The organism is Xanthomonas massiliensis (genome assembly GCF_900018785.1).
Taxonomy (GTDB): Bacteria; Pseudomonadota; Gammaproteobacteria; order Xanthomonadales; family Xanthomonadaceae; genus Xanthomonas_B; species Xanthomonas_B massiliensis.
On record NZ_FCOY01000006.1, the window covers coordinates 1,101,635 to 1,114,418 of the forward strand.

Here is a 12,784-nt window from a genome sequence, read left to right on the forward strand (position 1 = left end):
CAGCTGCATCCGGCTGCACGGCGTGTCGGTTTTCTCCCCGGCGTACCTCCTGACGGACCGGGCCCGGAGCGGCGCTAGAATCGGCCGATCCCCCTCCCCTCGGAACCGCCACGACCATGCCGAACGCTTCCGCATCCCGGGCGCGCCGCCCTCGCCTGCTGGCCGCCGTCGCGCTGCTTCTTCTTTCGGTGGGCCATGCGGCGTACGCGAAGACGACCGGCGCGTCCGTCGATGCCGCATGGCAGGCCCAGGCGCGGCGGGTGACCATCACCCGCGACGAGTGGGGCATCGCGCACGTGCACGGCAAGAGCGATGCCGACGCGGTGTTCGGCATGGTCTACGCGCAGGCCGAGGACGACTTCAACCGCGTCGAGACCAACTACATCACCAACCTCGGGCGCCTGGCCGAGGTCGAGGGCGAAAAGGCGATCTGGCAGGACCTGCGCCAGCGCCTGTACTTCGACGAGGCCTCGCTCAAGGCCGACTACGCCGCCAGCCCGGACTGGCTGAAGCAGCTGATGGATGCCTGGGCGGCCGGCCTGAACTATTTCCTGGCCACCCATCCGCAGGTGAAGCCGCGGCTGATCACCCGCTTCGAGCCGTGGATGACGATGTGCTTCACCGAAGGCAGCATCGGTGGCGACATCGAGTACATCCCGCTGACGCAGCTGCAGGCCTTCTACGAGAATCGCCCGATCGCGCTGGCCGCGCTCGAGCGCGATGCGTCGCTGCGCGAGCCGAGCGGCTCCAACGGCATCGCCATCGCACCGCAGCTGACCCGCGACGGCCACGCATTGCTGCTGATCAACCCGCACACCAGCTTCTTCTTCCGCTCCGAGCTGCAGATGCAAAGCGACGAGGGACTGGATGCCTACGGCGCGGTGACCTGGGGCCAGTTCTTCGTCTACCAGGGGTTCAACCGCCGCGCCGGCTGGATGCATACCACCAGCGGAGTCGATCGCGTCGACGAGTTCGCCGAGACCATCGTGCGCGGCAAGGACGGCACCCTCGCCTACCGCTACGGCGACGAGTTGCGGCCGGTGCGGGTGCGCCAGGTCACCCTCGCCTACCGGCAGCCCGACGGCAGCATGGGCCGGCGCAGCTTCGACACCTATGCCACCCATCACGGCCCCATCATCCGCGCGCAGGACGATGGCCGCTGGATCGCCTTCGCGATGATGGACCGGCCGGTGCAGGCCCTGCAGCAGTCGTTCCTGCGCACCAAGGCCACCGATTTCGCCGGCTTCCTCGACGTGGCCCGGCTGCAGGCCAACTCGTCCAACGATACGATCTATGCCGATGCCGACGGCACCATCGCCTACCTGCATCCGCAGTTCGTGCCGGTGCGCAACCCGAAGCTCGATTATCGCCGGCCGGTGGACGGCAGCGATCCGGCCGCGGACTGGCACGGGATCCACACGCTGGACCAGCTGCCGCAGGCGATCGCCCCGGCCAGCGGCTGGGTGTTCAACACCAACAACTGGCCGTGGACCGCGGCCGGCGCGGACAGCCCGCGCCGCGAGGATTTCCCGCCGTACATGGACCAGGCCGGCGAGAACCCGCGCGGCCCGCACGCCGTCCGGCTGTTGCAGGGCCACCGCGATTTCACCCTGCCCGGGTTGATGGCCGCCGCCTACGACAGCTGGCAGCCCGCCTTCGCCGACATGGTGCCGGCCCTGCTCGCCGACTACGAAGCCCTGCCCGCCACCGACGTACGCCGCGCGCGGCTGGCCGCACCGGTGGCGTTGCTGCGTGGCTGGGACTACCGCTGGGGCCTGGACTCCACGGCGATGACCCTGGCGCAGTTCTGGGGCGATGCGTTGTGGCCGCAGATCGCCGCGGCCGCCCAGGCGGCGGACGTGCCGGTGTGGCGCTACGCCGCCGGAACGGCCACCTCGCAGCAACGGCTCGATGCCCTGCAGGCCGCCGTGGACAAGCTGCAGCAGGAATTCGGCAGCTGGCAGGTGGCGTGGGCGCAGGTCAACCGCTACCAGCGCAACGACGGTGCCATCGTGCAGACGTTCGACGATGCCAGGCCGAGCCTGCCGGTACCGTTCTCCTCGGCCAAATGGGGATCGTTGGCCTCGTTCGGCGCGCGTGCCTACCCCGGTACCCGGCGCCTGTACGGCACCTCGGGCAACAGCTTCGTGGCGGTCGTGGAATTCGGGCCGCAGGGACCAGTGGCCCGCGCGGTCAGCACCGGCGGCGAAAGCGGCGATCCGTCCTCGCCCCATTTCGCCGACCAGGCGCAGCGCTATGCGGACGGCGACCTGCGCCCGGTGCACTTCACCGCCGAGGACGTGGCCGCGCATGCCCGGCGTACCTACCGGCCGGGCGAGTCCTGACCGGCGCGTGCGCCTTGCCTCCGGCGGCGGGCCGCTGTCTCAGGGATGGGCCAGGGCGTAGTCCAGGGCGGCGCATACCGCCGCCACCTGCGCCTGGTTGCACTGTGCCGGGCTCGCGCGCGGGCTGTCCGGATATACCTCGGTCGTGGTGGTGTAGCGCGCGCCGCTGATGCCGGCACACAGGCCGAGCTCGCGCAGCGCATAGCGGATTACCCCCGGCGCCGCCACGGGCGAGCCGATGATCTCCCCGCGCGCATCGGCCGGTGCGATGTGCGTGACCCGGGCGACGGCTTCGATCACCGCGTCCTGGAACGCCGGCTGCGGGTTGTCGGCGTCGTCGACCAGGTAGAAGCCATCGGGGATTTCGCCGGGCACGAACGCCTTGCCGTCGCGCGCCGCCAGGGCCGGCCGGAACTCGCTCTCGTCGGTATCGGTGGTCTCGTGCAGGTCGATGTGCATCAGCACGCGTCCGCGCAGCGGCGCGACCAGGGCCATCAGCGCCGCCGACTCTTGCGCGGGACTGTCCGGGTAGAAGGAGCGGTTCGGGTCGATCGCGTCCGGATTCCAGCGATCGAAGCGCTCGTAGCCCCACGGGCTCACGCACGGCACCACCAGCAAGTCGACCCTGCCGGCGTAGGCGCCGGCCCGCTCGCGCAGGAACTGCAGCGCACCGTGCACGCCGCTGGTCTCGTAGCCGTGCACGCCGCCGGTGACCAGGGCCAGCGGCCGGTCGGCACGCCAGTCGCGGCTGCGCACGGCCAGCAGCGGATACGTGTCCGGAGCGTAGTCCAGCGCGCCGTACTGGACGACGTCGAAGTCCCCGCGCAGGGCATCGATCGCCTTCACCACGTCCTCGGCATGGCTGCGCTGGCGCCGCTGGCGCGCGCGCCACTGCGCCCGTTCCTCCGCCCCCCAGCGCTGGCCGGGCGTACCGATGGGATAGAAGGGCTGCTGGTGCATGGAAATGTTCCGTCTCGATGCGGCATTCGAAGCGGAAATTCTACGCCGGGTCCGGCATGCGGCCGGCATCGCAGCGCGATTGCGGCGGCCTGCCAAGAGCGAAGCTCGGGTGTTGATGATGAAGCGACGCGCCCGCCGGGGGCGCGTCCCTTTCGCCGATGGCGTGACCGCGCCGATCTTGCGCCCATCTTGCGCTCGAGTCCCATGCCGCCACGGGACACTTCCGACGAACTCTGCGCGACGATCATTGGGGTTTGGCGGAGAGAGTGGGATTCGAACCCACGGAAGGTTTGACCCTTCGCCGGTTTTCAAGACCGGTGCCTTAAACCGCTCGGCCATCTCTCCGTTGCGGGCGCCTGGCGGCGTCGGCGGCGGCCGCATTGTCGCATGCGGCGACGGGCAAATCAGCCCGCGTCCACGGTGAGCGCGCTGGTGCGGGTGGCCTTGATGCGTTCGCGGGCGCGCTGGCAGCCGCCGTCGCATTCCAGCCGCGAGGCGCGCAGTTCCTCGGGCAGGTGCTCGGCCAGGTAGTCGATGAATACCCGCACCGCCGGCAGCAGGCCGCGGCGCGAGGCGAACACGGCGTGGCAGATGCCCTGCGGCAGCGACCATTCCGGCAGCACCACTTCCAGCTCGCCGTTGCGCACCGCGTCGGCGCAGATGGTCTCCGGCAGCATGGTGATCCCGAAGCCCTCGCGCGCCATCGACTGCAGCAGCGGGAAATCGAAGCCGGCGATGCGCGGCTGCAGGTCCACCCGCCGCACCTCGCCCTCGGGGCCGTGCAGCTCCCAGCGCTGGCGCGCCTCGTCCTCGCTGCTGCTGAGGGTGACGTGCGCGGCCAGGTCGTCCGGGTCGCGCGGCCGCCCTGCCCGGTCCAGGTATTTCGGGCTGGCCACCAGCAGTTCCTGCACCTGGCCGAAGCTGCGCATCACCAGGCTGCCGTCGTCGTCCAGGCGCGAGCGCACGCGCAGGGCGACGTCGAAGCCCTCGTTGATCAGGTCCACGCGCCGGTTGCTGATGTGCAGCTGCAGGCGCACCAGCGGGTAGGCGTCCATGAAGCCGGGCAGCAGCTTGGGCATCTGCATCTGGGCCAGCGAGACCGGCACGCTCACCCGTACCACGCCGCGCGGTTCGGCGCTGAGGCGATCGACCACCTCGCGTGCCGCCTGGGCCTCGGCGAGCATGCTCTGCGCGTGGCGGTACACGCTCATGCCCACGTCGGTGACCGCGAAGCGCCGCGTGGAGCGCTGCAGCAGGCGCACGCCCAGGTCGGTCTCGAGCTGGCTGATGCGCCGGCTCAGGCGCGACTTGGGAATGCCCAGCGCCCGCTCGGCGGCCGCGAAACCGCCATGGTCCACGACCATGGCGAAATAGTAGAGATCGTTGAGATCCTGCACGTGGTTGCTTCAGCCGTGGAACGAATGCCGCGATTCAAGCACGGTCGTCCCACGGCCGCAACGCCCACGGCCGATCCCGGCGCGCCTCAGCCGATGCGCTCCTGGCCGTCCATGTATGGGCGCAGCACCTCGGGCACGGTGATCGAGCCGTCGGCGTTCTGGTAGTTCTCCAGCACCGCGATCATCGCCCGGCCCACGGCGACGCCGGAGCCGTTGAGGGTGTGCACCAGCTCGGGCTTGCCGGTCTCCGGGTTGCGCCAGCGCGCCTGCATGCGCCGGGCCTGGAAATCGCCGCAGTTGGAGCACGAGGAGATCTCGCGGTAGGTGTCCTGCGAGGGCAGCCACACTTCCAGGTCGTAGGTCTTGGTCGCCGAGAAGCCCATGTCGCCGGTGCACAGCAGGACCTTGCGGTACGGCAGGCCCAGGCGCTGCAGCACGGTCTCGGCACAGGCGGTCATGCGCTCGTGCTCGGCCACGCTGTCCTGCGGGCGCACGATGCTGACCAGCTCGATCTTCTCGAACTGGTGCTGGCGGATCATGCCGCGGGTATCGCGGCCTCCGCTGCCGGCCTCGGCGCGGAAGCACATGGAATGGGCGGTCACGCGCAGCGGCAGGCGCTCGGCCTCGACGATGTCGCCGCGCACCATGTTGGTCAGCGGCACTTCGGCGGTGGGGATCAGGTAGCGCACCGAATCGCTCACCACGGTCTTGAACAGATCGTCCTCGAACTTGGGCAGCTGGCCGGTGCCGCGCATGGTCTCGGCGTTGACCAGCACCGGCACGTTGGTCTCCTCGTAGCCGTGCTCGCCGGTGTGCAGGTCGAGCATGAACTGCGCCAGGGCGCGGTGCAGGCGCGCGACCGGGCCGCGCAACACGGTGAACCGCGCGCCGGAGAGCTTGGCGGCGGTCTCGCCGTCGAGCCAGCCGTGCGGTGCGCCCAGCTCCGCGTGGTCCTTGACCGGGAAGTCGTACGCCTTGGGCGTGCCCCAGCGCGCCACCTCGACGTTGTCGTGCTCGTCCTTGCCGGCAGGCACGTCATCGGCCGGCAGGTTGGGAATGCCCAGCGCCAGCGCCTCCAGCTCGCCGCGGATGCGGTCCAGCGCGACCTCCGAGGCTTTGAGTTCCTCGCCGAAGCCGGCGACCTCGGCCATCAGCGCGGCGACGTCCCCGCCCTTCGCCTTGGCCTGGCCGATCGCCTTGGAGCGCGCATTGCGCAGGGCCTGCAGCTCCTGGGTGCGTACCTGGATGTGCTTGCGCTCGGCCTCGAGGGCTTCGACGGCGGGCACGTCGAGTGCGTAGCCGCGCGTGGCACGCAGCCGTTCGGCCAGTTCGGCCGGTTGTTGGCGAAGCAGGACAGGATCGAGCATGGAAGGGACACGCAGCTTGAACGGAAACCGCGATTATCGCCTGTTATGCGCTCCCCTGCCGCGCATCGCCGCGGCGCTGTGCCAGAATCGGCCGGTCTCCATGGATGCCGCCATGCCCGATTCGCGCTCCAGTTCCGATTTCGTGTTCCGCCTGCCGCGCAGTGCCCTGAAGATCGCCGGCATCGCCTTCTGCGCCGGCATCGTCCTGTTCTGCCTGGTCTGGCTGACCGGCCGCCGCGAGGACTTCTACCGCCCGCAGGCCGAGGACAAGACCGAGGCGGCCAGCGACGATGCGCCGCTGCCCGCGCCGCTGGCGGCAGGCGACGGCGCCAGCGACATGCCCGCCGCGCGCGGCGATGGCGGCGGCGACCAGGCGCAAGCCACGCCGGAGCAGGCCGATGCCGCGGCTCCCGCCGACGCACCCGTGGCCGCCGCCCCGGCGCAGGCCGAACCGGTGCCGCCGTCCGCGACGCCCCCTGCCCCGCCCGTGGCGGCACCGCAGGCCGGCGAGCTGGCACCCGGCGGCCAGCCGGTGCCGCTGCCCGACCAGCCGGCCCCGCAGTACCCGCCCGAGGCGCTGCGCCGCGGCGACCAGGGCACGGTCGTGGTGCGCGTGGACGTGGACGCCACCGGCGTGCCCTCGGGCGTGAGCGTGCTCCAGCACAGCGGCTCGCGCGAGCTCGACCAGGCGGCGATGGACGCGGTGCGGCGCTGGCACTTCCGGCCGGCGCAACGCGATGGCCAGGCCATCGTCGGCACCGTGGACGTGCCCTTCGACTTCAAGACGCGCTAGATCCAGGACCGGCCGGCGCAGCGGCACTCGCCGCGGCCGCCGCTCATGTCGCCGGCCGCGCCGGTCTCCGGCGCCGCACGGGCGGCCAGGCGGGCCGGTCGAACGCCCGGCCAACCTGCTCCGGATTCGTGCGCAGGGAGCGCGCCCGGCCGCTGCCCGCCGGACTCAGCCGCGGTGCGCCTGCAGCCCGAAGCCGGCGCCGCGCGCCAGGCCGTCGAAATCCGGGAACGAGGTGGCGACGTTGGCCACGTCGTCGATGCGCACCTGCCCGCCGGAAAGCTGGCCGGCCACGGCGAAGGCCATGGCGATGCGGTGGTCGCCATGGCTGTCGATGGTGCCGCTGCCGATCGGGCCGCCGTGGATCGTCGCGCCGTCCGGGGCTTCGTCCACGCACACGCCCAGGGTACGCAGCCCGGCGGACATGGCCGCCAGGCGGTCGGACTCCTTGACCCGCAACTCGGCCGCGCCGCGGACCACGGTCTCGCCCTCGGCCGCGGCGGCGGCCACGAACAGCGCCGGGAACTCGTCGATCATGTCCGGTACCAGCGCCTCGGGGATATGCGCCCCGCGCAGCCGCGCATGGCGCACGATCAGGTCGGCCACCGGCTCGCCGCCGTGCTCGCCGTGGTTGCACTCGCTGATGTCCGCGCCCATCAACCGCAGCGCGGCCAGCAGGCCGGTGCGGCGCGGGTTCAGGCCGATCTGGCGCAGCACCAGTTCCGAGCCGGGCACGATGCAGGCGGCCACGAGCATGAACGCCGCCGAGGAAAAGTCCGCCGGCACCGCCACGTCGGTGGGCCGCAGGCGCTGGCCGCCGCGCAGGCGCGCATGGCCCGGGTAGAACTCCACGCCCACGCCGAAGGCGGAGAGCATGCGCTCGGTGTAGTCGCGGGTCGGGTGCGGCTCGTCCACCACGGTCTCGCCGTCGGCGTACAGGCCGGCCAGCAGCACCGCCGACTTGACCTGGGCGCTGGCCACCGGCGAGTCGTAGCGGATCCCGTGCAGCGCCTGGCCGCCGTGCACGTGCAGGGGCGGCGTCCCGCGTTCGGCGGTGTCGATGCGTGCACCCATCTGCGCCAGCGGCTCGGTCACGCGCTTCATCGGCCGGCGCGTGAGCGAGGCGTCGCCCACCAGCACGGTATCGAACGCCTGCCCGGCGAGGATGCCGGCCATCAGGCGCATGCCGGTGCCGGCATTGCCGCAGTCCAGGTCGCCGGCCGGGGCGCGCAGCCCGTCCACGCCCACGCCGTGGACGATGCGCTCGCCCGGCGCCGGGGCCTCGATGCGCACGCCCAGCTGCTGCATGATCGCGGCGGTGGCGCGGGTATCCTCGCCCTCCAGGAAGCCGGTGATGTGCGAGGTGCCGTCGGCCAGCGCGGCGAACATCACCGCGCGGTGGGAAACCGATTTGTCACCCGGAACCGTCAGGCTGCCCTGCAGGGCCGTGCCCCTGGCGGCGATCCAGTACTGCTGCGTGCTCGTCATGGATGTTCTCGTGCGAAGCCCCGCCGCCGGCGGGACGTTGCGGTGGCACCGGTGCCCCGGCCGTCCTCAGGGAATGGCGACCGGGTAGGAACCGAGCACCTTGATCTGCGCCGAATGCGCCTCCAGCTCGGCCAGCGCCTGCTGCATGGCCTCGTCCTCGACGTGGCCGGACAGGTCGATGAAGAAGCCGTATTCCCAGCGCGCCTGGTGCGAGGGCCGCGACTCGATGCGGTTCATGCTGATGCCGTGGCGGGCGAACGGGCTGAGCACGTCGAACAGCGCGCCGGGCTTGTCGTGGATGAACACCAGGATCGAGGTGCGGTCGTGGCCGGAGGGCGGGAAGATCTTGCGGCCGATGACCAGGAAGCGCGTGGTGTTGTCGTCGTCGTCCTCGATCGACTTCATGATGACCTTCTTCAGGCCGTACACGTGCGCGGCGCTCTCGCCGCCGATGGCGGCCGCGTCGTCGGCGTTGCGCGCGCGGCGCGCGCCCTCGGCGTTGCTGGACACCGGCACCTTCTCCACCCGGGGCAGGTTGGCGCGCAGCCAGCCTGCGGTCTGGGCGAAGGACTGCGGGTGGGCGTAGATGCGCTCGATGTCCTCGATACGGCCGCTGCGCGAGAGCAGGTACTGGTGCACGCGCAGCTCGACTTCGCCGCAGATCTTCAGGTTGGAGGTCAGGAACATGTCCAGCGTGACCTGGATCGTGCCCTGCCCGGAGTTTTCCACGGGCACCACGCCGAAATCGGCGTTGCCCGCTTCCACCTCCTGGAACACTTCCTCGATGCTGCCCATCGGCAGGCCCACCGCCGAGCGCCCGAAGTGCTTGAGCACGGCCTGCTGGCTGAAGGTGCCCTCCGGGCCGAGGTAGCCGATCTTCAGCGGCTCCTGCTGGGCCAGGCAGGCGGACATGATCTCGCGGAACACGTGCACCAGCACTTCGTCGGACAGCGGGCCCTCGTTGCGGTCCACCACCATGCGCAGCACCTGCGCCTCGCGCTCGGGGCGGTAGTAGTCCACCGCCGCGGCGAGCTTGCCCTTGGCCTTGCCGACCTGGCGCGCGAACCCGGCGCGCTCGGCGATCAGCGCCTGGATGGTGCGGTCGAGCTCGTCGATCTTGGCGCGCACGTCGGCCAGGACGGGAGCGGCGGACGCGGCCTTGGTCGCCGTGGCCGGAGCCTTCGGCCGGGCGGCGGATGCGGGTTTCTTGGGCGTGGCGGGCATGGAAATCCTGTCGGTGCGGTGCCGCCGCCCGGCGGGCGCGGCGATGGTTCGGGAAGGGCCGGGCGCCTCAGCCGTAGCGCTGCCGGAACCCCCCCATGAACGAGACCAGCGCCTGCACGGCCTCGTGCGGCACGGCGTTGTAGAGCGAGGCGCGGATGCCGCCCAGGGCCTTGTGGCCCTTCAGGCCCATCATGCCGGCCTTGCGCGATTCGGCCACGAACAGCGCGTCCAGTTCCGGGGTCGGCAGGAAGAACGGGATGTTCATCCGCGAGCGCACCGCGGGGACGACCTCGTTGCGGTAGAAGCCGCCGGAGCCGTCGATGGCCTCGTACACCAGCCGCGCCTTGGCGGCGTTGCGGCGGCCGAACGCTTCCACCCCGCCCTCGGCCAGCATCCACTTGACCGTCAGGCCGAGCATGTACCAGTTCCAGGTCGGCGGCGTGTTGAGCATGGAGTCGCGCGCCAGGTGGGAGGCGTAGGTGAAGATGTCCGCGCGCGGCTGGCCGGCGCGCTCGAGCAGCTCGCGGCGCACGATCACCACCGCGATGCCGACCGGCCCCAGGTTCTTCTGCGCGCCGGCGTAGATCAGCCCGTACCTGGACACGTCGATCGGCCGCGAGGCGATGGAGGAGCTGAAATCGGCGAACAGCGGCGCCGCGCCCACCTCCGGCGCGTCCGGATACTCCACGCCGTGGATGGTCTCGTTGGCGGTGATGTGCACGTAGGCCGCGCCCGGCGCGAACGACCACGTCTGGCGCGCGGGGATGTCGCGGAACCCGCCGGGCTCGCCGTCGGCGACCACGTGGATGTCGGCGTACGGGCGCGCCTGCTTGATCGCGGTCTTGCTCCAGTGGCCGGTGACCACGAAATCCACGGCCTGGCCCGGGGCGGCGAAGTTCAGCGGTTGCAGCGCCATCTGCGAGGTCGCGCCACCGCCGAGGAACAGCACCGCGTAGTCGTCGGGCACGCCCAGCAGGCGCCTGAGGTCCGCTTCGGTCTCCGCGGCCATGGCCATGAACTCGGCGCTGCGGTGGCTGATCTCGGCCACCGAGGCCCCCAGGCCCTTCCAATCCAGCATTTCCGCCTGCGCCTGGCGCAGGACCGGCTCCGGCAGCGCGGCCGGGCCGGCGCTGAAGTTGTACACGCGTGTCATGTCACACCATCCGGGACAAGGCCTCTAGTATGCCGCAGCGCAACGCGGGGAGGCGGGGATGGTTTTTCCTGCAACCAGCACGTGCCCCGGCTCAGCGGGCGCCGAACCACAGCAGCGCGCTGATCCCGGCGGCCAGCAGCAGCGCGGCCAGCAGCAGCCAGGGCCAGCGTCGCACCGTCGGGGCGGGCCGGGCCGCGGGCACCGGCGCGGCCTCGGCCAGGGCCTGTTCGGCCTCGGCCACGCTGGGCGCGTCGCGGCGCGCGGCCACCAGCGGCACCTCCAGGACGAAGCGCTGCACGCCGTCGAACACGACCTGGTCGCCCGGCGCCAGCCAGCAGTCGCGCACCGGGTTGCCGTTGACCAGGCTGCCCTCGGCCGAGCCCAGGTCGCGCAGCAGTGCCCGGCCCTCGTGCATCTCCACGCGCGCATGGCGCCCGGCGAAGGACGGATCCTCCACCACGATGTCGGCCTCGCGCAGGCTGCCGACGATCAGCGGCCGGTCCAGGCGCCAGCTGCGCCCGTGGTGCGGCCCGCCGATGCCGCGCAGCAGCGCCAGGCACTGCGGATCGCTGCCCGCCGCCTCCGCCGGCGGCACCGCGTCGGGCACGGCGACCGCCTCGCGCACCACCATCTCCACGCCGTCCACGTGCACCGCGTCGCCCGGGCGCAGCAACGCCATGCGGCGCACCGGGCGGCCGTTGACGTGGACGCCGCGCTGGCCGGTGGCCACCTGCAGCCACAGCCCACGCCGGTCCAGGCAGTACTGCGCCAGCAGCAGCGCCATCGCCTGGCCCTCGCCTTCCACGCGCACGGTGCCGGACGCATGGCGCACGACGCGGTGGACACCCGGCTGCAGTTCCAGGTCCGGCTGCTGGCGTTGGCTGAAATGGATGTGCATGGATCCTTTGCGCGGGCGATCGGGGAACGTGGCGCCATCATAGGGAAAACACGCGCGTCCATGGACGTGGCGGACTTGGTACCGGCGCGCGCAGCGGGGACAATGCGCGGTTTCCGCCAGATGGCCGCCATGTCCAGCATCGAGATCGTCCACCCCCATGCCCGTACCCAGGCCGAGGCCCGCCAGGCCATCGACCAGGCCGCCGCCAAGCTGCGCGAGCGCTTCGGGGTGGAATCGCACTGGCAGGGCGATGAACTGCAGTTCGCGCGCCCCGGCGTCGAAGGGCGCATCGCGGTGCTGCCCGGGCAGGTGAAGGTGCAGGCGCAGCTCGGCTTCCTGTTCGCCGCCTTCCAGGGCCTGGTCGAGGACGAGATCCGCCGCGTGCTGGCCGACAAGCTCGGCTGAACCCGGCGCGGCGCTCACGCGATCCGCGCCGGGGGCCGGCGTATGCTGCATCCGGGCCGGTTGCGGCCGGCCCGACCGTCCATCAACGAGGATCGACATGGCCACGACCAAGAAATCGACCCGACGTACCGCCGCGTCCGGCGCGGCTTCGCAGCGGCGCAAGCGCGCCCCCGGCCCCGTCTCGTCCACCCTCGGCGGGGTGGCCGATTCGGTGCAGCAGGTCTGGCTGGCCGGGCTGGGCGCGCTGGGCCGGGCCCAGTCCGAGGGCACGCGCCTGTTCGAATCGCTCGCCAGCGAGGGACGCGAGGTGCAGGACCGGGCGCTGAACCGCGCCGGCGAGCGCGCCGATGCCCTGCTGGAGACGATCGAGAGCCGCACCGCGGCGGCGCGCGAGCGCACCTCGGCCACCGTGCAATGGGTCGAGCGCGCGGTCGACGAGCGCCTGCAGGCGCTGCTGCGCCGCCTGGACATCCCCACCCGCGAGGAGCTGGAGGCGCTGGAGCGGCGCATCGACGGCCTGGCCGCGCGTCCCGCGCCGAAGCCGCGTACGCGCGCACCGCGCCCGCATCCGGTGGAACCGCTGCACGGCGAGCGGCACGAGCCCCCGGCCGCGGCACCGCCGGAGGGCTGACCGCCCGGCATCCATGTTGCAAAGCAGCATGGACCGCCACACAATCGGGAACGGACCCGCCAGCCCGCTCTTGCCGTCGCTCCCCTCCCCGTTCGGCTCACCGGTTGGCGGGTCCTCCTTTTTCTG

11 protein-coding genes and 1 tRNA gene are annotated in these 12,784 nt (G+C 71.8%); 4 read left to right on the forward strand and 8 right to left on the reverse strand.

Annotated features, from left to right (window positions below):
* Positions 1-116 precede the first annotated feature (116 nt).
* Positions 117-2,345, forward strand: a complete 2,229-nt coding sequence (locus tag BN3794_RS07980; protein ID WP_066095784.1) for a penicillin acylase family protein — start codon at positions 117-119, stop codon at positions 2,343-2,345.
* 39 nt (positions 2,346-2,384) lie between these two features.
* On the opposite strand, the gene BN3794_RS07985 is transcribed toward BN3794_RS07980, so the two are convergent.
* From BN3794_RS07985 to serS, 4 genes are all read right to left on the reverse strand, one after another.
* Positions 2,385-3,305: a M14 family metallopeptidase gene (locus BN3794_RS07985; protein WP_066095787.1), complete on the reverse strand. Its 921-nt coding sequence runs from the start codon at positions 3,303-3,305 to the stop codon at positions 2,385-2,387.
* A 255-nt stretch (positions 3,306-3,560) separates the two neighbouring features.
* A tRNA-Ser gene (locus BN3794_RS07990) sits at positions 3,561-3,650 on the reverse strand.
* Between the two features lie 59 nt (positions 3,651-3,709).
* On the reverse strand, positions 3,710-4,702 hold the full coding sequence (locus BN3794_RS07995) for a LysR family transcriptional regulator (protein ID WP_066095788.1): 993 nt from the start codon (positions 4,700-4,702) through the stop codon (positions 3,710-3,712).
* A gap of 86 nt (positions 4,703-4,788) precedes the next feature.
* Complete coding sequence (serS, locus tag BN3794_RS08000; RefSeq protein WP_066095791.1) at positions 4,789-6,069, reverse strand: serine--tRNA ligase; 1,281 nt, start codon at positions 6,067-6,069, stop codon at positions 4,789-4,791.
* A 112-nt stretch (positions 6,070-6,181) separates the two neighbouring features.
* Here serS and BN3794_RS08005 point away from each other — a divergent pair, with 112 nt between their 5' ends.
* A complete protein-coding gene (locus BN3794_RS08005; protein WP_066097162.1) occupies positions 6,182-6,862 on the forward strand; it encodes an energy transducer TonB in 681 nt (226 codons plus the stop codon).
* 165 nt (positions 6,863-7,027) lie between these two features.
* On the opposite strand, the gene aroA is transcribed toward BN3794_RS08005, so the two are convergent.
* The 4 genes from aroA to BN3794_RS08025 form a co-directional block, all read right to left on the reverse strand.
* Positions 7,028-8,347, reverse strand: a complete 1,320-nt coding sequence (gene aroA / locus BN3794_RS08010) for a 3-phosphoshikimate 1-carboxyvinyltransferase (protein ID WP_066095794.1) — start codon at positions 8,345-8,347, stop codon at positions 7,028-7,030.
* Positions 8,348-8,413: 66 nt separating this feature from the next.
* Positions 8,414-9,571, reverse strand: coding sequence for a prephenate dehydratase (gene pheA / locus BN3794_RS08015; protein ID WP_066095796.1), 1,158 nt, complete (start codon positions 9,569-9,571; stop codon positions 8,414-8,416).
* Between the two features lie 67 nt (positions 9,572-9,638).
* Positions 9,639-10,724: a phosphoserine transaminase gene (gene serC / locus BN3794_RS08020; RefSeq protein ID WP_066095800.1), complete on the reverse strand. Its 1,086-nt coding sequence runs from the start codon at positions 10,722-10,724 to the stop codon at positions 9,639-9,641.
* Positions 10,725-10,815: 91 nt separating this feature from the next.
* Positions 10,816-11,622: an FHA domain-containing protein gene (locus BN3794_RS08025; protein ID WP_066095802.1), complete on the reverse strand. Its 807-nt coding sequence runs from the start codon at positions 11,620-11,622 to the stop codon at positions 10,816-10,818.
* Positions 11,623-11,751: 129 nt separating this feature from the next.
* On the opposite strand from BN3794_RS08025, the gene BN3794_RS08030 reads away from it, so the two are divergent.
* The gene (locus BN3794_RS08030; RefSeq protein ID WP_066097164.1) at positions 11,752-12,027 is read left to right on the forward strand and encodes a polyhydroxyalkanoic acid system family protein; all 276 of its coding nucleotides are present in this window, start codon (positions 11,752-11,754) and stop codon (positions 12,025-12,027) included.
* Between the two features lie 97 nt (positions 12,028-12,124).
* Positions 12,125-12,658: a phasin family protein gene (locus BN3794_RS08035; protein ID WP_066095805.1), complete on the forward strand. Its 534-nt coding sequence runs from the start codon at positions 12,125-12,127 to the stop codon at positions 12,656-12,658.
* Positions 12,659-12,784 lie beyond the last annotated feature (126 nt).